Source organism: Mesorhizobium sp. M1409 (assembly GCF_040317535.1).
In the GTDB taxonomy this organism is placed as follows: Bacteria; Pseudomonadota; Alphaproteobacteria; order Rhizobiales; family Rhizobiaceae; genus Mesorhizobium.
Genome location: NZ_JAMYKV010000038.1, coordinates 51,886 through 72,763 on the forward strand (window position 1 = coordinate 51,886; position 20,878 = coordinate 72,763).

At 63.6% G+C, this 20,878-nt stretch carries 20 protein-coding genes; 15 read left to right on the forward strand and 5 right to left on the reverse strand.

The window, feature by feature from the left end:
- Position 1 precedes the first annotated feature (1 nt).
- Positions 2–1,345, forward strand: coding sequence for a VpsF family polysaccharide biosynthesis protein (locus NKG99_RS25060; RefSeq protein ID WP_352871480.1), 1,344 nt, complete (start codon positions 2–4; stop codon positions 1,343–1,345).
- Here NKG99_RS25060 and NKG99_RS25065 read toward each other — a convergent pair.
- Both NKG99_RS25065 and NKG99_RS25070 read right to left on the reverse strand, forming a co-directional pair.
- On the reverse strand, positions 1,308–2,567 hold the full coding sequence (locus tag NKG99_RS25065; protein WP_352871481.1) for a glycoside hydrolase family 5 protein: 1,260 nt from the start codon (positions 2,565–2,567) through the stop codon (positions 1,308–1,310). The two genes, NKG99_RS25060 and NKG99_RS25065, sit on opposite strands and share 38 nt — an antisense overlap.
- Positions 2,564–3,733, reverse strand: a complete 1,170-nt coding sequence (locus NKG99_RS25070; RefSeq protein ID WP_352871483.1) for a DUF1972 domain-containing protein — start codon at positions 3,731–3,733, stop codon at positions 2,564–2,566. The genes NKG99_RS25065 and NKG99_RS25070 overlap by 4 nt, the downstream gene beginning before the upstream one ends.
- Positions 3,734–4,051: 318 nt before the next feature.
- On the opposite strand from NKG99_RS25070, the gene NKG99_RS25075 reads away from it, so the two are divergent.
- The 13 genes from NKG99_RS25075 (at position 4,052) to NKG99_RS25130 (ending at position 16,755) form a co-directional block, all read left to right on the forward strand.
- Entirely contained in the window at positions 4,052–5,221 is a 1,170-nt protein-coding gene (locus NKG99_RS25075; protein WP_352871485.1) for a glycosyltransferase, read from the forward strand.
- Positions 5,218–6,525 carry a lipopolysaccharide biosynthesis protein gene (locus NKG99_RS25080; protein ID WP_352871486.1) on the forward strand — a complete coding sequence of 436 codons (1,308 nt, stop codon included), beginning with the start codon at positions 5,218–5,220 and terminating at the stop codon, positions 6,523–6,525. Before NKG99_RS25075 ends, NKG99_RS25080 begins: the two co-directional genes overlap by 4 nt.
- 8 nt (positions 6,526–6,533) lie before the next feature.
- Positions 6,534–7,763: a GNAT family N-acetyltransferase gene (locus NKG99_RS25085; protein ID WP_352871488.1), complete on the forward strand. Its 1,230-nt coding sequence runs from the start codon at positions 6,534–6,536 to the stop codon at positions 7,761–7,763.
- A gap of 12 nt (positions 7,764–7,775) precedes the next feature.
- Complete coding sequence (locus tag NKG99_RS25090; RefSeq protein WP_502910909.1) at positions 7,776–8,993, forward strand: GNAT family N-acetyltransferase; 1,218 nt, start codon at positions 7,776–7,778, stop codon at positions 8,991–8,993.
- A 130-nt stretch (positions 8,994–9,123) separates the two neighbouring features.
- Positions 9,124–9,213: a putative RiPP precursor gene (locus NKG99_RS36000; RefSeq protein WP_502910910.1), complete on the forward strand. Its 90-nt coding sequence runs from the start codon at positions 9,124–9,126 to the stop codon at positions 9,211–9,213.
- Between the two features lie 193 nt (positions 9,214–9,406).
- A complete protein-coding gene (locus NKG99_RS25095; RefSeq protein WP_352871516.1) occupies positions 9,407–9,631 on the forward strand; it encodes a hypothetical protein in 225 nt (74 codons plus the stop codon).
- Positions 9,632–9,676: 45 nt separating this feature from the next.
- Entirely contained in the window at positions 9,677–12,169 is a 2,493-nt protein-coding gene (ligD, locus tag NKG99_RS25100) for a DNA ligase D (RefSeq protein ID WP_352871490.1), read from the forward strand.
- A gap of 54 nt (positions 12,170–12,223) precedes the next feature.
- Positions 12,224–12,412 (forward strand): type II toxin-antitoxin system HicA family toxin, encoded by a 189-nt coding sequence (locus NKG99_RS25105; protein WP_352871492.1) that lies wholly within the window; start codon positions 12,224–12,226, stop codon positions 12,410–12,412.
- Between the two features lie 5 nt (positions 12,413–12,417).
- A complete protein-coding gene (locus NKG99_RS25110; RefSeq protein WP_352871493.1) occupies positions 12,418–12,819 on the forward strand; it encodes a type II toxin-antitoxin system HicB family antitoxin in 402 nt (133 codons plus the stop codon).
- A 267-nt stretch (positions 12,820–13,086) separates the two neighbouring features.
- Positions 13,087–13,992, forward strand: a complete 906-nt coding sequence (gene ku / locus NKG99_RS25115) for a non-homologous end joining protein Ku (protein WP_352871495.1) — start codon at positions 13,087–13,089, stop codon at positions 13,990–13,992.
- Positions 13,989–15,119: a tetratricopeptide repeat protein gene (locus NKG99_RS25120; RefSeq protein ID WP_352871496.1), complete on the forward strand. Its 1,131-nt coding sequence runs from the start codon at positions 13,989–13,991 to the stop codon at positions 15,117–15,119. The genes ku and NKG99_RS25120 overlap by 4 nt, the downstream gene beginning before the upstream one ends.
- 213 nt (positions 15,120–15,332) lie before the next feature.
- On the forward strand, positions 15,333–15,977 hold the full coding sequence (locus NKG99_RS25125) for an alpha/beta hydrolase family protein (protein ID WP_352871498.1): 645 nt from the start codon (positions 15,333–15,335) through the stop codon (positions 15,975–15,977).
- A gap of 7 nt (positions 15,978–15,984) precedes the next feature.
- Positions 15,985–16,755 (forward strand): exodeoxyribonuclease III, encoded by a 771-nt coding sequence (locus NKG99_RS25130; protein WP_352871500.1) that lies wholly within the window; start codon positions 15,985–15,987, stop codon positions 16,753–16,755.
- 1,066 nt (positions 16,756–17,821) lie between these two features.
- Here the strand turns inward: NKG99_RS25130 and NKG99_RS25135 are convergent.
- Positions 17,822–18,028: a hypothetical protein gene (locus NKG99_RS25135; protein ID WP_352871501.1), complete on the reverse strand. Its 207-nt coding sequence runs from the start codon at positions 18,026–18,028 to the stop codon at positions 17,822–17,824.
- Between the two features lie 372 nt (positions 18,029–18,400).
- On the reverse strand, positions 18,401–18,670 hold the full coding sequence (locus tag NKG99_RS25140) for a hypothetical protein (RefSeq protein ID WP_352871503.1): 270 nt from the start codon (positions 18,668–18,670) through the stop codon (positions 18,401–18,403).
- A 449-nt stretch (positions 18,671–19,119) separates the two neighbouring features.
- Here NKG99_RS25140 and NKG99_RS25145 point away from each other — a divergent pair, with 449 nt between their 5' ends.
- Positions 19,120–19,422, forward strand: coding sequence for a DUF1236 domain-containing protein (locus NKG99_RS25145; RefSeq protein WP_352871504.1), 303 nt, complete (start codon positions 19,120–19,122; stop codon positions 19,420–19,422).
- A 347-nt stretch (positions 19,423–19,769) separates the two neighbouring features.
- Here the strand turns inward: NKG99_RS25145 and yghU are convergent, their stop codons facing one another.
- Positions 19,770–20,636 (reverse strand): glutathione-dependent disulfide-bond oxidoreductase, encoded by an 867-nt coding sequence (yghU, locus tag NKG99_RS25150; protein ID WP_352871506.1) that lies wholly within the window; start codon positions 20,634–20,636, stop codon positions 19,770–19,772.
- Between the last annotated feature and the right edge of the window lie 242 nt (positions 20,637–20,878).

A 20,878-nucleotide genomic window follows, 5' to 3' on the forward strand; every position in this document is an offset into this window, starting at 1 on the left:
CATGGCCACCCCTTGGGCCACCAGTTGGAGCGGAAGCGCTTCGAACCATGGTGCCGCCGCACCCCGCGCCGTCACGTCGGTCGATGCGCTGACGCGCTTCGGATTGATCGCGGCGGTGGCGATTCTGTTCAGCGTCTCGGGCGGCATGCTGTGGCTGGTGGGCTACAATTACGACGGCCTGTTCGGCAACCCGGCGACCAAGATCCACCCGTCCACCTATCTCATCGTGCTCTTGCTTGCCTGGCGCTCCTGCACATTTGGCAATCCGGTCGGCTATATCGTCCATGTCGCCGACAGGCGGCCGGCCAGCGCGCCGATGGCCGCCATCTCGATCGTGCTCCTGTTCGTCGTCATCGCCAGGCAGCGTCCCGGCATGGCCGGCATGATCGATACGTTCATGGCCGCGGCACTTCTGGTGCTGATGCTCAGCGAGGACGACGAACGAACATTCGCCGGGCTGCAGACCGTCGTTCACGTGGTCATGACTGCGAATGCATTGCTTGCCCTTTTCGAGTTCGCCACCAAGACGTTGATTTTCCCCTATCGCCTCGACGGCGTGGCGTTTACCACCGATCTGCGCTCAAGCGCGTTGCAGGGGCATCCGCTTGCCAATGCCATGGTGACAGCGATCTATGTGCTCGCGCTGTTCTCTGGCGCCAGATCCTTGTCGACGCCTGTGCGCATTGGGTTGATCGGCCTGCAATTGGCGGCACTCGTCGCCTTCGGCGGTCGCTCGGCGATGGTGACGACGATCGTGCTCGGCGGCTGCTATCTGCTTTCTCAGGGCATCACCAAATTGCGCCGGGGACGGGTCAACCTGCTGGGTGCGGCGCTCGGCTTCATGCTTGCCGCGCTGCTGCCGGTCGTCATCGCCGTGGCGGCGTCCTACGGCTTCTTCGACGCACTGCTGGAGCGCTTCGTGTCGGACAGCGGCAGCGCCAATGCCCGCGTCGAGATGTTCGAGCTCTTCAAGTACCTGGAGGTGCGCGATCTGATCGTGGGGCCGGATGTCGATCTGATCGACAGCCTGCGCCGTATCAACGGTCTCGAACAGGGCATCGAGAACCCGATCATCCGCACGATTGTCTATCAGGGCGCCTTCTTCACCCTTTTGCTGACATTCGGCTTCGTGCTGTTCTTGTTTGAGGTGGCGCGCCGCTGCCATTCCGGCATCTGGTTGCCGATGCTGAGCTGGATCATCCTGATCAACACCTCCGAAAGCGTCGCTTCGAAGACGACGCTGCTGACCAAGTTCGTGGTGCTGGCTCTGGTGCTGTACCGGCCGGCGCGGGCGGTGTTGAGACCGGTCAGTCCGCCGGCATGGCCAGGCCAAGCGCCGCGATGATATCAGGGTCCAACGCCCGCGTGGTGTCGTCCATCATACCCATGCCGTCGAAGAGATCCCAGAACGCCCAGGGGAAGCCGAACGCCTCGGCGCTCCGCCTGACGTCGGCGATGTAGCGGGCGCGATCCGGATTGGGCGCGGCGACATAGCGCGCGTCGGTGCGCAGCGCGCCGAACTCGCCCATGACGATGCGTTCCGGCGCAAGGCCGTGGATGTCGGCCCAGGCGCGAACCTCGCCAAGATACTTGTCGACAAACCAGCGATCGGGCCGGGCGTCGAAATAGACTTTCAGCACGCGCTCGGTTTCGGCATAAGCGGCCTGCTTTGCGTCTTCAGGGGTTTCGGTGTCCTGCGCCATGCGCGCCCTGACCGACGCCAGCGTCTGTTCCAACGAGCCGGCGGATGCCGGCCATGGCACATTGTTGAGCGACCGGTAGACGGGCTCGCGCATCCACGGCGCGCCCTGATGGCTGAACAGGTAGGGCTCGTAGAAGTGGAAGGTGAACAGGATCGGCTCGAACGGCGAGAGCGGCGCCGGATCGAGCGCGGTCAATCCGCTCACCATTGAGCCGCAGCCTCCGGTGACGACCAGCGGCAGGGTTGCGGCCGACGCCCTTGCCGCTGTCAGAAGCGCAAGCTGGATTTGCGACCAGACATTTGATGCGCAGGCCTGCGCCGGCTCGTTGACCGGTTCCAGCGCTATCCTGCCGGGCTGGAACCGCTCCAACCTGCCGGCAAGCTCGCCGACCAGCCCGCGATAGAGATCGAAGGCGGGCGCGGCGGTGCTGGAGACCATGCGATCGGGGTTCCAGTAATGGGTGGCGCCATTGGCCTGGATGTTGACGATGATGCCAAGGCCGGCGTCGAGCGTGGCGGTGACGGCCGCGTCCACCATGTCCAGCAACTGACCGCGCGTCTTGGCGTCGGCGGCCAGGAAAGGACCGGGATCGACGGGCAGACGGATGAAATCGAGCCCGGTCTGGCGCAGCCGACCAAGATCGTCTGGGGTCGGTACCGGCCGCTGCGACTGGAAGGGAGGCCAGTCATAGTCGGTACGGGGTGCGGGAAATTCGCGCGTCAGCGAGAACCACGGCCAGGCGTTGACGCCGCGCCGAAACCGCGGTTCGGTGGCGCGGGCGATCGGTGCGATCGAGAGAGGGCCAAAGGCCGCCGCCGTGGACAGCGCCGTCCGCAGCACCCGCCGGCGCGACCAACCTGTCATGCGGTGCCGGCTGATGCGCGATTGGTCGCGAGGGCTTCGGCGGGGCTGACACCGAGAAGCCGATAGGCTTCATTTTCATAGGCAGTCAGGACATCGTCCCAGCGGAAGGCTTCGCGGGCGCGCGCCCTCGCCGCATTGCCGCAGTTGCGGACAAGTTCGTCATCGTCCAGCGCCTGCCGCATCCGCTCGGCGCAACTGTCCTTGTCGGTGAAGTAGATCGCCGCCGCACCGGCGGTCCACCTATTATAGGGATTGTCGTGCGCGATCACCATGTTGCCGGCCGCCAGCGCTTCGACCAGCGACGGGTTGGTGCCGCCCACCGTGTGGCCATGCAGATAGGCGCGTGCGTGGAAGCGCAACGCTTTCACCGTTGCCTGGTCGTAAATGGCGCCCGGCAGGACCACCGAGCCTTTCGCCGCCTTGCGGATGGCGGCATGATACGGGATGTCGTCGGACAGCGTTCCCAGCACCACCAGCTTCATGTCGCGCTTGGCGGCGCAAAAGGCTTCGACGATCGGCAGGATGTTGTTGTCGGGTTCGATGCGCGCGATCGAGACCAGATAGCGCCCGGGCTCGAGGCCGAGCGCCCGGATCGGCGCCTCCGGTGCCGATGTCACCGGATCGGCGCCATAGGCGATGGTGGCGATGGCGCTGCGTGGCCGGCGCGTCGCCAGGTGATCGGCGATCGCGGGATGATCGGCGACCAGCCGATGCGAGGCCCAGGCGCCGATCCATTCATTGAGCCAGAACCAGGTGCGCGCCGCGAAACCCCATTTGGGGCGACGCCACTCGATGCCGTCCATGTTGGTGAAGATTTTGCGCCGCTTCAGCCTGAGCCAGGTCAGGAAGACCGCGCCGTTGTAGCCGAGCACCAGGCATACGCCCGGTCGCCTGGCGGCGTCGCGGACGCATTGCCAGTCGAACTCCAGTGTCGCGCGCGGCCCTTTGGAGGCAACCTGGATGTGAATGAGCTCGATGCCGCGCCAGGTTTCGCTGCGCACCCGCCGGTCGATCCGCTCGACCTCATCCTGGCAATAGACGGCGACCTTCCAGCCTCGCCCGACAAGAAACAGCGCCAGTCTTTCGGCAAAGGTTTCAAAGCCGCCATGGGCCGCGGGTATGCCGCGGGTCCCCAGGATCAGAATGGCAGGCGTCTCTGGTTTCATGGGCGGCGGAACTTTCACGTGATCTCGGATATATTAGTGATTGCTGAATTCAGGAGAAGCAAGTGGCAACTTCCGTGCCATCTCCCTGTTTCAGCGTTCTTGGCAGCGATCATCGCGCGGGGTTGTAAAAAAACGGTGTTGAACCCGGTGGTTGTTTCATTCTCGGTCAACCCTTCTGTGCGTAGCTGTATCGAAACGAAGCAGTGCCAAGGTCGTGCGGCCGGTAGTCGGCCTACTGAATCCGGCATGATTCTTGCGGCAATGCCGCTGCACATTATCGCCCAGCGCGATGGTTGTAGCACCTGGCGGGATACAAAGATGCGGATTGCCTGCGTTCATCAGGGCTATGAACTCTATGGTTCCGACCGCAGCTTCGCGGAGAGCGTTGCTGCGTTGCGCGCCGCGTTTCCGTCGGCCGACATCGAGGTGGTTCTGCCGCGCGGCGGACCTATCGTGCAGATTTTGGAAGCCCATGCCAGCCGGATTGTCTTCGAACCGCTCTGGGTGCTGAGGCGCCAGGCCATCGCGCGCCTTGCAACGGTCGAGATAGCGCGATTGCCGGTTGCCGTTTTCAGGGCGTGGCGGCGTCTCAGGGATTGCGACCTCGTTTACGTCAACACCTCGATCGTGGCCGACTATGCGCTGGCCGCGCGCCTTCTTCCCCACAAGGCCGTCCTGCACATCCACGAGATTCCCGAAGGCGCCATGCGCAGGATACTCGTTGGCCTGATGCACTGGAGCCATGCGGATCTCATCTTCAACTCGCGCGCGACGCGCGCCGCGTTCGGCGATCCCAAGGCCGCGCGCACGCATGTCGTCTACAACGGCGTTGCCGGGCCGGCGACTGTCGAACCGACGACCTATGACGGCAAGCGTCCGTTGCGGGTGCTGCTGCTCGGCCGCATCAACCGGATCAAGGGGCAGGAGGTCCTGCTGGAGGCGATCGCCTCGATGCCGCCGGAGCTGCAGGCGAGGATCGAGGTGCGGCTGGTCGGCGGCGCCTTCGAAAGCACCGAGCGTGAGCGCGCTTTGGCCGAACTGGTCGAGACCATGGGTCTCTCCGGGCGCGTCAGCGTCTTGCCCTTCGTGTCTGACCCTTCGGAGCACTACCGCTGGGCCGATATCGTCACTGTGCCGTCGCGGCGTCCGGAATCACTCGGGCGCGTCGCCATCGAGGCGATGGCCTATGGCCGCCCGCCGCTGGTGTCGGCGATTGGCGGGCTGGTGGAAGTGGTCAGCGACGGCGAGACCGGCTGGCATGTTCCGCCCGGCGACGCGGCAGCTCTTGCCGTGAAATTGCAGGAGATCATCCTGCGGCCCAAGGCCTGGCGCGGTTTTGTCGCTGCCGGGCGCGCGCGCTACGAGGCAATCTTCTCCGAGCCGGTCGCGGCCGCCGCGATCACGGCGATCGCCGCCGACAAGCTGAAGATGACCGTGGCGCGGCCGGGACGGGCGCGGGCCGCCCGCCAAGCGGAGACACGGCCGTGAAGCTTGCGTTCCCGAGCCATCTGGTTCGACGCCTGGTGCTGATGATCGGCGGCGAGGCGATGCAGAGCGGCTTTCACTTTGCCCTCAACATCGCGCTGTTGCACATGCTGTCGGCGCAAGGCTACGGCCTCTTCGCCATCGCCATGGTGATGGGTGGCGTCGGCTTGTCCTACATCAGGTCGCTCACCGCCGTTCCCGCCAGCATATGGATGAGCAAAAGCACCAACAGTGCCGGCGTCGATGCCCATGATGTCGCCTTCGGAACGGCGGCGCTGATCGTGGCGTTGCTGATGGCCGTCGGCACGGCGATCTTGATGCATCTGCTTGGCGATCCAAGCGGGATTGCCGCCGGTTGCTTCGTCGGCGCCTGGTCGCTGCGAAGCCATATGCGCACGGCTTTCTTCGCGCGTCGCCAGCAGGTGGTCGTTTCCATCAGCGATGTCGCTTTTACGATCGTTGGCACCGTCTTGACCGGGCTGACGATCTGGCTGGCCCAAGACCCGCTGCAAATCGTGTTCTACGCACTTGCCGCGGCAAATGTGTTCGGCATTTTCGTCCTGGTTCGGCTGGCTCGGCGCACACTTCGCGTCAGCTTCCGTATGCCGACGCGGCGACGTTATATCAGGCTCTGGCACCAGCTGCGCTGGTCGGCATTCAGCGCGACCACAACCAACATCCAGGGTCAATGTCTGGCGCTGCTGGTCGCGGGCATTGCCGGGCCGGCCGCCTACGCACCGCTGGCGGCGGTTCTGGTGCTGTTTGCGCCGCTGCGCATCATCAGCCTTGCTATCGTAAACATGACGCAGCCGGATCTTGCCAGGCTGATACGGAACCACGAAACAGGCCGTGTTTGGGCGCAGGCAAAGATCTGGGCGCTCGTCATGGGGCTCGGCGGCCTGGTCTATGGGTGCGCGATCATGTTCGTGCTGCCGACAATAAAATCCCAGGCCCTCCAGGATGCCTCGGTCGGCTTCATCGGATTTTTCGTGATCGCGAATTTTGTCCCGATCATGCTCTACATCATGCCCCGCATCGTGCTTGAGATACTCGGCGATTTCCGGATCGTCGCGTTCACCACGACGGGCGGTGCGGTCGTCGGGCTGGTGCTGATCGCGATCCTGCTGGCGATTGCGTCTCCGCCGTGGGCGCTGGTGGGTTCAGCCGTCTCCGAGACCTTCGTGCTCGCGGCATCATGGTATTTCGCGCATCACCGCATATGGAATCTCGAGCATCCGGATGAGGCGCGCTACAGCCGATTGGGCTCGTGGCGGCGGGCAGTCCCGTTCGCAACGGCAAAACGATAGGAGAAGATATGGCAGGCCAGGCAGTGCAAAGTGCTGCGGCGACCGGCTTGTCCGAAGGGCAGGCTTCCAGTCCCGTAACCATCGTCGCCAACGATGCCTACACGGCGCGATTGCACACCAGCCTGGAAGCGGCCAGGCCGCTCTGGCTGCGCTACGAGGCGGACGGCGTGTGCACCGCCCACCAGCATTATGCGTGGGCCGAGGGGATCGTCGCGCGACTGATGCCGAAAGGCGCGGACGTGCTCATCGTGGAGGTGAACGACGCCGCGACCGGCGCGCCCCGGATGCTGGTGCCGCTGATGCGGCGATCGGCTCCCGGCCATCGGGTGATCGAATGGCTGAGCTGCGGCGTTTGCGACTATTCGGCACCGCTTCTGGCCGATGCGAGCCCGTGGACGAGGCAATCCGCACAGGCCGCGTGGGCGGCGGTGCGTTCCGTGCTGCCGCCGGCGGACCGCATCCACATCACGGGAATTCCGCAAAGGATCAGCGGCGTCGCCAACCCGCTGGCCTTGCTCGCGGCCACGCGCGATTCCCTTCATACCAGCTTCGGCCTCGCCATCGACGGCGACCCGGAAACCGTCCTCAAGCGCCTATGCAGGCCTTCGTTCGTCAAGGCCTTCAACAAGGACTGGCGCCGGCTCGAACGGCTCGGCGGCGTGGAACTGGTCGAGGCCAACACACCGGCCTTGGTGGAGCTCATTTTCGGCAGCCTGGTCCGCATGCGGCTCAGCCGCTTTCGCGAATTGGGCCGTTTCGACCTGCTGACGCAGGGGGCGGCTGTCGACTTCTATCGAAACGCCGCCCTCGAGGGGCTGTCGGATGGATCGGTGCGGCTCTTCGGGCTGCGCGTCGGTGAGGCTCTGATCGCGGTCCAATACCTACTGATCCATCAAGTCACCGTTCATGCTCTTCTGATATCAATCGATCAGGGCGCGGTGCCCAACGTGTCACCGGGACTTCTGATCATGGGCAAGTTGATGGGCTGGGCGCGCGAGAAGGGTTTCGACTATTTCGACCTGTCGGTGGGCAACCAGAGCTACAAGGAGCATATGGGCGCCACGGGTTCGACCCTGCGCGAACTTTGCCACGGGATTACGGTGCGGGGCAATGCCGTGACCACCGCCCTCGAGGTCCGCAACCATATCGAGGTGTTCGTGCGCTCCAAACCTCGGCTGCTCAAGACGATCCAGGGACTGATGCGGGGTTTGCGGCGCTCGCGTGGGGGACCGGAATGACAGGAAAAGCACGTGGCAAGCCGGACAATGCAAGTGGTTGCGATGACGGACGATGGGCCGGTTTCCCCGAGTGCCGCCTGCGCCGGTGCCGGCACGTGCTATACGGCGCGGCTGCACCCCAGCTTTGAGGCCGTCAAGCCACTCTGGTTGCAACACCAGGCGGACGGCGTCTGCACCGCCCATCAGCACTATGCCTGGGTCGATGGAATCGCCGCGCGGCTGATGCCCAAAGACGCGGACCTGCTTATCGTCGAGGTGAGCGACGCTGCTACGAGCGCGCCGATCCTGCTGCTGCCTCTGATGCGGCGCCGGGCCTTCGGCCATCATGTGATCGAGTGGCTGAGCTGTCGCGTGTGCGACTATTCGGTGCCGCTTCTGGCGGATGCGAGAGCGTGGACCAGGCCGGGTGCCGACGCCGTCTGGGCGGCGGTCCGCGCCGTGCTGCCGCCGGCTGATCGCATCCACATCACGGGAATCCCGCGGCAGATCCACGGCGTGGCCAATCCGCTGGCGCTGCTTTCGGTGGCGCGCGACTCCATCCAGTTCACCTCCGGCCTCGTCCTGCACGGCGACCCGGAGACGCTCATAAGGCGCATCTGCAAGCCATCCTTCGCCAAGACGTTCCACAAGCAGTGCCGCGCCTTCGAACGACGTGTCGGCCTCGCTCTGGTCGAGGCCGACACGCCGGCGCTGACCGAGGAGCTTTTCGACACGCTGCTGGAACTGCGGCTCAAGCGCTTTCGCGAGCTGGGGCGTTTCGACCTCCTGACGCAGACCCCGGTCGTCGACTTCTACCGCCACGCGGCGATGCAAGGCCTGTCCGATGGATCGGTGCGGCTGTTCGGGCTGCGCGTCGGTGAAGCCTGGCTCGCCTCCATCTACGTGCTGGCCAGAAAAGGCACGCTTCACACCCTCCTGCTCGGCATCGACCAGAATGCGGTCGCCAATGTCTCACCCGGCCTGACGATGATGGGCAAGCTGATGATGTGGGGGCGCGGACAGGGGTTCGACTATTTCGACCTGTCGGTCGGCAGCCAGGGCTACAAGGAACATATCGGTGCCGCGAGCTCGGTTCTGGCGGAGATCTGCGAACCGATGACGGTGCGGGGCAGGGCTGCGAACGCTGCCATTTTGCTGCGCAGCCGGGCCGAAGGCATGGCGCGATCACGTCCGCGGCTGCTCAAGGCAGTGCGGAGCCTGATGAGCCGCTTGCGGCGATTGAAGGACTGAGGGCAGCTATCCGACCTTGGGGAGCCTGGCTGCCAGAAGCGACCGAGTCCGAGGTATCTCAGCCGCAGCTTGACAAAGCACCGGTGCGTGCCCACCTTGCCGCGGCCCGATTGGGGCTTTGGGGATACCGATGAAAAAGACTTACGAAAAGCCGACGCTCAACAAGCGTCAGCAGCTCTCGCGCGTCACGGCGGTCTTCGCCGGGTCGGCACCGACCTGACAGGCAACCGCCGTTCGACGAACGCGACCATCAAACCCGCCGCCGCAAGGCGGCGGTTTTTTTGTGCATCCGATCCCGATCAAGGCGCATGCACCGAAATTGACAGGAGATCGCGTCTCCGTCATCCTTGAGCCCAGTCGCCAGGCTGCGGACAGCGGCCATGTTGCGTGTCAGGGCGACCGAGGGCAGCGTCATGTTCAGTCCCGTCATCGGCCAGAATTCCAAGCGCGCAGCGGTTCGCAAGGCGCTCGATCGCCACAAGGTCTACATCACCGCGCGGAGTTTTTCCGCCGGCACCTACCAGGCACGCGTTCTGGTCGACGGCGAGGCTTATTGGGTCGACGAGTTCCGGCTGAGCCAACTGCAACAAGGGCTGTCGCCAGCGGAGCTTGAGTTGACGCCGGCCACCGACGATTGAGAGCGTGACTGGCTTGTTCCTGGCCGCCGTGCTTCGCTCTTCGTCATGACAACCCCACCAAAACTCAAAGCCTATCGCGCCAAGCGCGAATTCTCGAAGACGCCGGAACCGGCCGGCGGGCTCATTGCCGGCGAAGGCAACCGCTTCGTCGTCCACAAGCATCACGCCACATCGGACCATTATGATCTGCGCCTGCAGGTCGGCGATGTCTTGAAGAGCTGGGCGGTGCCGCGCGGGCCTTCGCTCAATCCGGCCGACAAAAGGCTGGCGGTCGAGACCGAGGATCATCCGCTCGAATATATCGACTTCGAGGGTGTCATCCCCGAGGGCGAATATGGCGGCGGGCCGATGATCGTCTGGGACACCGGCACCTGGGCGCCGATGGACGATGTCGAGAAGAGTTTCAAGACCGGCGCCTTCAAGTTCCGGCTGGCCGGCGAGAAGCTCAATGGCGGCTGGATGCTGACTCGGCTGAAGCCGAAACCCGGCGAGGACCCGAGCAAGAAAAACTGGCTGCTGTTCAAGGAGCGCGATCTCGCTTCCGACACCGCGCTCGACATTCTCACCGCGCGGCCCGAAAGCGTCAAATCCGGGAAACGCATCGAGGAGCTGGTAGTGCCGGCGAAACCGGCCGCCAAACCCGCATCCAGAAAGGGTTCGCTGAAGCCAGGCACTTTGCCGGGCGCGTTCAAGGCCCCGGCACTTAGCCGCATCGAACCGCAACTGGCGACGCAGGTGCCAAAACCGCCGGATGGCGAGGGCACCAAAGAGGTCTGGCTGCACGAGATCAAATTCGACGGCTACCGCACCATGGCGCATCTCGCCGACAGCACGGTCAAGCTGATCACCCGTGGCGGCATCGACTGGACGAAGCGCTATGGCGACTTGGCCAGCGCCTTCGCCAAACTGCCGTGCCGCGATGCCATCATCGACGGCGAGATCGTCGTGCTCGACGCCAAGGGCATCAGCCGCTTCGCGCTTCTGCAGGACGCGCTGGCCGCGGGCGCAGGCAGCAAGCTGCACTTCTACGCCTTCGACCTTCTCCATCTCGATGGGTGGGACCTGACCAAGGCGCCGCTTGTCCGGCGCAAGGCGCTGCTGGCGCAATTGCTGACCGGCCTCGGCGCCAATTCCGCCATTCAGTTCTCCGACCATGTCGAGGGCTCGGGGCAGGGGCTCTACGATCAGGCGTCCGAACTCGGGCTGGAGGGTGTCGTCTCCAAGCGTGCCACCGCAATCTATCAGAGCGGCCGCACCAAGAGCTGGACCAAGACCAAGGCGCTGCAAAGCGATGACTTTGTCATTGCCGGCTACACCAAATCGGACGCGGCAGAGGGTCTGGCAGCACTCGGCCTTGCCGAATTCGAGGACGGTGAATTGCATTATCGCGGCAAGGTCGGCACCGGCTTCGATGCCGGGACCGCGGCTGAATTGCTCGCCAGGCTGGAGCCGCTCACAGCAGGCGCGACGGCGCCGGAGGGGGCGCCGCGCGAAATCATGCGCGAGATGAACTGGGTGAAGCCGCTGCTCTCGGCCCGCATCCACTACGCCAACCGTACATCGGACAATGCGTTGCGCCACGCGGTGTTCAGAGGCTTGCGCGATGTCGGCCTGTCGACGCCGGTTTCTTCAACACGCAAGCGGCTGATCTCGGAGGCCGACCTCGCCACCATCTGGGTGACCAACCCGACGCGGCGGCTGTTCGGCAAGACCGGCCCGACCAAGCTCGACATCGCCGTCTACTACGCGCTGGTCGGCGACTTCATGCTGCCGCACATTCTCGGCCGGCCGGTGTCGCTGGTGCGCTGCCCGACCGGCCTGCCGAAGGACTGCTTCTTCCAGCGTCATGCCTTCACCGGCATGCCGCCCTCGGTGGTGACATTCGAGGCGACCAACTCCGAGGGCGAGACCAAATCCTACCTCTCGGTGGAAGGCGCCAAGGGCTATCTGGCGTTGGCGCAATTCGGCGTCGTCGAGTTTCACACCTGGGGCACCCACCGCACCAGCCTCGACAAACCCGACCAGATCGTTTTCGACCTCGACCCCGGCGAGGGGATTTCGTGGCGCGAGGTGGTCGAGGCTGCCGTGCACATCAAGAGCGAACTGGAGGGGCTGGGGCTGGTGCCGTTCGCCAAGACGTCCGGCGGCAGCGGCATCCACATCACCGTGCCGGTGACGGGCAAGCAGAACTGGAAGAAGCTGCACCAGGCGACCAACGCCATCGCCACGCATTTGGCGGCAACCGCACCCGACACCTTCACCACCACCATGGGCAAGGACAACCGCAAGAAGCGCATCTTCATCGACTATCACCGCAATGCGCGCGGCCATACGTCCGCTGCGCCTTACTCGCTGCGCGCCCGCACCAATCTGCCGGCCTCGACACCTGTGAGCTGGGCGGATCTGGAAACAATCGATTCGCCGCAGGATCTGAACTATGCCTCGCTGCCGGGGCTGTTGGCGACGTCAGGGGACCCATGGGCGGAGATTGATGAGTTCGCGCGGGATTTGCCGGTGGTTGGCGCAACGGCGAAGTAGACGCCGCCCAGGGTCATTGACATCGCATCAAATCGTGTGTATTTATACACACACATGAAGAGCGCCGATGTCATTTCAGCGTTGGTCGCTGATGGATGGTTCGAGGTAGCTCGAAAAGGCAGTCACGCTCAATTCAAGCACAACGACAAACCGGGACGGGTCACCGTTCCACACCCAAAACGAGACATTCCCATCGGCACCCTGCGTAGCATTGAAAAGCAATCTGGACTGAGACTGAGGTGAGAGACATGAAGCAGTATATCGGAGTTATCCATAAGGATGCCGAAAGCGACTTCGGCGTGTTTTTCCCTGATTTTCCTGGGGTTGTAACCGCCGGGAAGGACTTGGACGACGCCCGAGCTATGGCTGAAGAGGCGCTGGCTTTCCACGTTGACGGTCTGGTTGAGGATGGCGAAGCTATTCCGGAGCCATCCTCTCTAGAAGATGTCATGGCGAGCAAGGACAACCGAACCGGTGTTGCGATCCTGGTTTCGCTGAAAGCTGAAGCGAAGAAGGTTGTTCGGGTCAATGTCACCATTCCCGAGGACATTCTCCGTCAGATCGATCAGTATGCGGAATTACACGGCTACAATCGGTCTGGCTTTCTAACTGCTGCGGCGAAGAAGGTAATGGAACTCGGAACCGCATAATTTGCCGCGCAGGATGCTTGTCCGTCGCGCGCGCATCCATCTGCAGGCTCGCAGAACCCAGGTTCTGTGAAGCTTGCGCCCCCGCCTCCATCGACGCTTCCGACAATTTGAATTATTCTCTGTCTTCGCCCCCTAGGCGTATTGGAAGATTTCGTCAGGGATTTGCCGGTATCGTGCGGGGTCGGTGTAGGATTTCCGCAGCCTCGTTCGTCCTTCGGACGAAAAGCGCTGCAGTAATGTCAGTGCATGGCCGCGTAGGAGTTTATCATGGCGCCCAGGGCAAGTTGGAAAGGTTACCTCAAACTCAGCCTCGTCAGCTGTCCGGTGCGGCTATACCCCGCCACCAGCGCGAGCGAGCGCATCAGCTTCAACCAGTTGCACAAGAAGACCCACAACCGCATCAACATGAAGCCGGTCGACCCGGAACTCGGGCTCGTCGAGCGTTCGGATCTGGTCAAGGGGTACGAATACGAGGACAAGCAATACATCATCATCGATGATGCCGACCTCGACGCGGTGCGAATCGAATCCAGCCACACGATGAACATCGAGGCTTTCGTCGACGAGGACGAGGTCGACCTCATCTATCAGGACGCGCCGTATTATCTGGCGCCCGATGGCGCGATGGCGGAAGAAACCTTCGCCGTGCTGCGCGAAGCCATGCGCAAATCCGGCAAGCTGGCGATTGCCCGCCTTGTACTGTCCAGCCGGGAACGCGTGGTGACGATCGGCCCGCGCGAGAACGGCATGTTCGTGTGCACGTTGAGGAATCCGAACGAAGTGCGCGGCACAGCTGAATATTTCGGCAACATCCCAGCCGGCAAGCCCGATCCGGAAATGCTGCAACTCGCCGAGGCGCTGATCAAGCAGAAGGAAACCACCTTCGATCCGAAGAACTACGAGGACCGCTACGAGGCGGCACTCATGACGATGATCCGCGAGAAGCTGAAGGGCCACAAGCCGATCATCGCGGCGGCACCCGAGCGCGGCAATGTCATCAATCTGATGGATGCGCTGAAGGCGAGCTTGTCGCAGTCGAAGCCACCGGCCAAGTCGAAGAGCAAGGCCGACGAGGTCGCCAAGCCCGCCGCCAGGAAGGCGGCAGCGGGCGGCGCTGCCGAAAATCCGCTGAAGGCCAATCTGCTGAAGGCGGTCGGCAAGAGCAAGAAATGACGGCACCGGCCGTCCTGGTCCCAGGGGCCGTCTTTGGTACCATCGGCGCGCTGGCGGCGTTTCCGCTGCGGCTGGCCGCACGCGAGGTCGAGCGCCAGCACGGCCAGTTGCGGCGCGGCGTTGTCAGGCGCACCACGCATGTGGTGTTCGGGCGAGCGCTATTGGCCAAGGCCGGGCTCTCCAGGAACGGTGACGTCGAGATCGAGCGCCGCGTCTCCGCTGAGCGTGTGGCTGGGCGCGTACTCCTCAGTGAAAACGGTTTCCTGCGCCTGCTCGGGCTGATGAAGGCGCCGGAGGCGTCCTCACTGTCCAGGCAATCTCTGATCGAGCAATCGCGGCTATCGGGCGCCGACCTCGGCCTGCTCAGCCTGTTCGACGCTTTCGAGCATGACAGCGAACCCTATTCCTTCCGCGACCTGATCCTGGCGCGCAAATATGCCGGGCTCATCGCCGGCGGTGCGACATGGGGCGCGATCGCGCGCTCCGTCCATCGTTCCGGCCCGGTGGCTTCGCTCACTGCCAAGTCGCTCAATGTCGGCTCGCAGCACGGGCGCGCCGGCGCTATCTATCTCGAGGATGGCCAGAGCGAACTCGACGGCCAATTGCTGTTCGATCTCGGCAACGTCGGTTCGACAGGCGACGATACGCTGGAAGAGCTTTTCACCGAGGCCGAAGCGGCGGAGGAGGGCGGCGACCATGAAGGGGCTGCCGCGCTCTACCAGCGCTGCCTGGCCATCGACCCGAGCGATGCGATAGCCGCCTTCAACCGCGCCAACTGCCTGCGCGCCGGGGGCCACGCGGCGGACGCCGCGCACGATTATGCCCGGGCGATAAAGCTCGACCCGGCCTTCGTCGAAGCCTGGTTCAACCTGGCCGGGCTGATGAGCGAGCAAGGCCGCGAGGCCTCGGCGCGAAGGCACCTGCAGAAGGCGATCGCACTGGACAAGACCTATGCCGATCCGGTGTTCAACCTCGCCCGGCTGGAATTCGACGCCGGCAATCTGCTGGAGGCGCGGCGGCTGTGGGCGCGGTATCTCGAACTCGACGCGGAGTCCGAATGGGCGAGGGTTGCAGCCAAGGGGGTGCAGTTCGTGGATTTGCAACTGGCGCGGACATCGGCGGGGTGAGGGACTGATGGTCGCGCTTGAGCACCCCCCTCTGTCCTGCCGGACATCTCCCCCGCAAGGGGGGAGATCGGCAGCTTGGGCGCTCCGCTCCTTCTTGCAAAGTGGGAGATTGGCGAAAGCGGCTGAGCGCGCAATCTCCCTCCTTGCGGGGGAGATGTCCGGCAGGACAGAGGGGGGTGCGAAGGAACTCGGCCTCTCGGGGAAGGCCGCCCCATGACCACCTTCCTCTTCGACGGCCACGACACCGCCCCCGTCACCATTCTGCTCGCCCATGGCGCCGGCGCGTCGATGGATTCGCCTTCGATGACGGCCACCGCCAAGGCGCTGGCCGCGGCCGGCTTCCAGGTGGCGCGTTTCGAATTCCACTATATGGCCGCGCGCCGCTATGGCCACCGCAAGCCGCCGCCGCGGGCCGAGACGGTGAACCCGGAATGCATCAAGGCGATCGCCGACCTCAGGGGCAAGGGCGTGGCGGGACCGTTGATCATCGGCGGCAAGTCGATGGGCGGGCGCGTCGCCTCGATGGTGGCGGACGAGATGTTTGCCAAGGGTGAGATCGCCGGGCTGCTGTGCCTCGGCTATCCTTTCCACCCGCCGGCCAAGCCTGAGCAATTGCGCACCAAACACCTCGCCGACCTCAAGACGCCAACGCTGATCTTCCAGGGCACGCGCGACGAGTTCGGCACCAGGGACGAAGTTGCCGGCTATGGGCTCTCCGACAGCATTGAGGTTGTCTGGTTGGAGGATGGCGACCACGACCTGAAGCCGCGCAAGAATGTCTCGGGCTTCTCCACCGCCGACCATCTGAAGACGCTTGCCGAGACGGTGAAGGCTTGGGCAGGCAGGGTCGCCTCCTGACCCGTAGATGAAGATAGCCTCCTTCAACATCAACAACATCAACAGCCGGCTGGAAAACCTGCTGGCGTGGCTGACCGTCGCAAAGCCCGATGTCGTCTGCCTGCAGGAACTGAAAGCGCGCGACACGCAGTTCCCGCGCTCGGCCCTTGCGGCGGCCGGATATGGCGTGGTGTGGAAGGGCGAGCCGACCTGGAACGGCGTCGCCATCCTGGCGCGGGGTGCCGAACCGGTGCTGACCCGCGATGTCCTGCCTGGTGATGATGCCGACAGCCAGAGCCGCTACATCGAGGCGGCGGTGAATGGCATCATCATCGCTTGCCTCTATGCACCGAACGGCAATCCTCAGCCCGGACCGAAATTCGCCTATAAGCTCGCATGGCACGCGCGGCTGGAGGCGCATGCCGAACAGCTGCTCGACACAGGCCTGCCTGTGGTGCTGGCCGGCGATTACAACATCGTGCCCGAGCCGCGTGATATCTACCCCACCCGCTCCTATGACGACAACGCGCTGGTGCAACCGGAAAGCCGGGCTTCGTTCGCCGCGTTGCTCGAGCAGGGCTGGACGGACTCGCTGCGCAAGAAACACCCGAAGGAGACGCTCTACACTTTCTGGGATTATCGCCGGAACCGCTGGCCGCGCGACGCGGGCTTGAGGCTCGACCACATCCTGCTGTCGAAGAAACTGGCGCGGCGCCTGACGGCCGCCGGCATCGACCGCGACGTGCGCGGTAAGGATGGTGCCAGCGACCACGCGCCGGTGTGGGTGGAATTGAAGTAAGGCGACTGCTTTCAAGCCACTGGCGGCGGTGGCCTGCCCCTTACCGCCGCCAGCATCATCTGTGCAGCGTCGTCGTCGCAGGCTAGTCTGTTGCAAAGTGCCCCAACGCAGCCGGATTGCCCATGAACACCGACTCCAACAGGACTTGTGGATCGAGGCCGCATGCCTGACCTTGGCCTCGTCGAGATGAGATACTGTTCGGGGCCGTCGTGGTGCTTGCGGCTGCCGTCTGCGCGACTGCATTGTCGGCACTGCCGGCGCACGACTTCGCGGATCGGATTATAGCGCCAGTCGGCTGCCGTGGTCGACGCGGACGGGGGGCGCATTGTTGGGATGGCTCGGGCGCCCGCGTCAACCAGGGCGGCTCGTACCGCCGCATTAGGAGCATTGCATATTGCGCGTCGGCCGAAACTTCCGCGAAAGCGGAATAGGCCGGGGGCTAAAGTGCGGATTCGAGGCCCGAATCTCGCGTCTAAAAACAGTTTCTCTTTCTTGCAGGCGCGTGCCCGAGGCGGCGGTCGCGGTGCCCAAGGCGCGGACAGTCGCGGCGGCGAAGGACGGCAAGATGCTGGCGCGCTGAGGGTGCCGCCTGAGGGCGGAACGGCAAGGAGAAAAATGGCCCGGCGGCCAGGTGCAAAGGGAGGCACGCCGGGCCCGGCCGACTTCTGGCGGTCATCGGCCGACCTCTATATTCGGTGTCTCTAATATTAATGCAAGCGGCCCGATGGATAAATGCCCTCGTCCCGAGCGTCAAACCGCGCCAGGCGCCATCAGCACCAGCCTGACGGCCGCTGCGCTTCAGACAGCGGCCGTGCCCTGCGCGGTGGTAATTTCGATATCGTTCAGTAGCGGTAGAAGTCGCAGATGCGCACCTTCCCTGATCACCCAGTGGCGATGGCGCCAATGCCTCGTCACCTTCACGAAGCAACGGCGATCGTGATGTCCGCGCCGGTAATGATCACGGTCGTGGTGCCGGCGCCGGCAGTGCCGCCCCATATCCCCGTTGCCCGTCGTGATGATGAGACTCGCGCCTTGCGCCGGGGCGACGATGACGGGTGAGGCTCGATCAGTTTGCCGCTTTGCCATCCGCCGCCTGAATCGATCGGGCGGGCGGCGAAGACAGCGCGCGCTGATCCGGTGGCGGCTCGCTGAAATAGAGCGAACCGCCCAGGACGAGGAACACGATGCCCACCGTCATCAACCCGACCATCAGCACGGCAATCGCCGTACCTGGGCCATGGCCTGTCTTGACGATAATGGATCGACGGGGCATCGCGCTGTTCCTCCGAATTGGATGTCGACTGTCGTCCTGCCAGGCCTTTGCGACAAACGACAAGCGGCGCCCGATGTTCCCGTGTGCGGGCTTCAATCGGTCACATCGGGCTTTTGCGTTCTCCCGTGGGACCAAGGTCTTAGCGGTCGGACGCAAAGGTCCAAGGGGGCCTGTTCGGTTCCGGCAATGTCCATTGGACGTTCCATTATTTTAGTCAAAACTGATATAATGCCTGGGCAAAAACTTAGCCGGCCAAGCGTCTTTCGCGAATAATTCGGGCACGGAAAATGTGGTTTTGGCAAGTTGGTCAACAAGATGGTCAAGATGAGTGACGCCGCCTAGCGTCGCCAGCCTCTCTGCAAGTGCTCCGGCTTAGGTCTCGTCGAACCGGCCTTCGCGGGTCGGGTGGCGCTTGATCGCGGCTTCTTCCTGATCGTCGGGCAAGGCTTCGTCGCTGTTCTGGTAGGCGTTGTCGTCGTCTTCTTCGGGCAGTTCGCCGTCCTTCTCGATGTCGCCGTTTTCGGAGTCGGGCAGGATCTGGCCGCCCTTGACCGCGTCCCAATCCTGCTGCTCGATGGTCGGGCCATCGGCCCGCGGTGCATCATCTTCGATGTCGGTGCGTGGTTTGCCGCGCGGTGCCATGCTGGCCTCCAATCCTTCAAAAGACTGGAGGCGAAACTCACGGTGCCGGCGTTTGTTCCCGCGCCCGACTCGCCAAGACGGGGCGTGAGTCTGGATCGCCGCTGGCTTGCACGTCAGCCTATGACTGGTTTGGTCGACCAGCGGATTGCGGTGTCTGTCGTGGCCAGACCCATCTATTATTTGCGTGTGCGAAAGACAAGTCCGGTGAACGGCGCCACGGGACACGACAAACATCAAGGTGAATCGCATTAATATCTGCCCCAGATCGGCAGTTTACCCGTGAAGCTGGAGAGCTATTCCGCGCCAATTTCCGAGCATCGTTCCAACAACCATTGAATACCATGGCCAACCTCGTGATGCCTTCAATTCTTGAATTTGGAATGGAACCCCGGACCTGCGGTGGAGTTTCCATGCAGGGCGGAAGTTCTGTTACCAATAGGAGAATGGTCATGAAACTTCATCTTTCGAGTGCGGCGACCGCGATCGTCCTGATGGGCGGTATCGGTGCGGCGCTGGCGGAGAATGTCGTCGTCGTCCAGCCGGAACAGGAGACGGTCGTTCGCGAATACATCAAGAGGGAGCCGCTTGCGTCGGTGAACCTGCTGGGCGTCGAGCTCAAGCTCGGCTCGTCGGTGCCGGACACGGTCGAACTGCGTGAGGTACCCGACGTCAGATATCGCGTCGCCGTTATCAATCACCGGACGGTCCTGGTCGATCCCGAGACCCGTCAAATCGTCGAGGTCCTGCGCTGAATGATGGCGCCGACACAAGGTTGCCGCGTCGGACTTGGGAAAAGCCCGTCACGACCTGGCGGTCGTGGCGGGCTCTGTTTTTGAGGCCTGCCATGCCTGGTCTATTCGGCGGCGGCGGAAATTCTCGGCAACATCCGGGCCGACAAGGCCGAAAAGGCCGAGGAGATCGAGAGCGACCTCGGCTATTTCTACGAGGATGGCCTGTAGGGGAACCATCTCGACGAGATCGACGAGACGTTTCTTGCCGACATCGACAGGCTGTGGATGTCGGCCGTCGACACGAGGCGGGCGGTTGAAGCTGCCAACCTCCCCACGGGGGAGGGAGGTCGGCCGGCTAGCCCTTCAGCTCACTCGGCTGCCAGCTTGTCTTGCGTGTTCGTGTCGAAGTCACTGGCGTCGTGGCGCTCGTGCAGCTGTAGGGCAGGCTCGCCGAAGGCCCGGTTGACCATGCGGCCGCGCTTGACCGCCGGGCGGGCGTCGATCGCCTGGGCCCAGCGCTGCACATGCTTGTACTCGTGCACGGACAGGAACTCAGCGGAATCGTTATACATGCGGCCAAGCGCCAGCCCGCCATACCAGGGCCACACCGCCATGTCGGCGATGGAGTAGTCCTTGCCGCCGAGGTATTGCGACACCGCCAGCCGGCGGTCGAGCACGTCCATTTGGCGCTTCACCTCCATCGAGAAGCGGTCGATGGCATATTCGAACTTTTCCGGCGCGTAGGCGTAGAAATGGCCGAAGCCGCCGCCCAGATACGGTGCCGAGCCCATCTGCCAGAACAGCCAGGACAGCACTTCGGCGCGGGCCGGCTGCTCGCTGGGCAGGAATTCGCCGAATTTTTCGGCGAGATAGACCAGGATCGAACCGGATTCGAAGATGCGCACAGGCGTCTTGCCGCCGCGGTCCATCAGAGCGGGGATCTTGGAGTTGGGATTGACCTCGACGAAGCCGCTGCCGAACTGGTCGCCATCGTTGATGCGGATCAGCCAGGCATCATATTCGGCGCCCTTGTGGCCGCGTGCCAGAAGTTCCTCCAGCATGACCGTCACCTTGACTCCGTTTGGTGTTGCCAGCGAATAGAGCTGCAGCGGATGCTTGCCGACGGGCAGTTCCTTGTCATGCGTCGGGCCGGCGATCGGCCGGTTGATGCTGGCAAAGGCGCCTCCACTCGGCTTGTTCCATGTCCATACTTTCGGCGGGGTGTATTCGGTCATCTCGGGGCCTCGTGCTCGGGGGGCTTGTGGAAAGGATGGGCTGATCCATCTACAGCTAGGGCTGCGGATCGGGAAGTTCAACTTGCGTTGAACTATTGTTTTATGCCGACGCCGCAGCGAGCTTCTTCCGCGTAAGGGGAGAAGGTCAGCACTACACCCCAGGGGAATCGGGTGAGTTAATTATCGTGAGATGACGCTTACGAGGAATTCGTCGTCCCACGCCGCCACTTTTCGTTTCAATC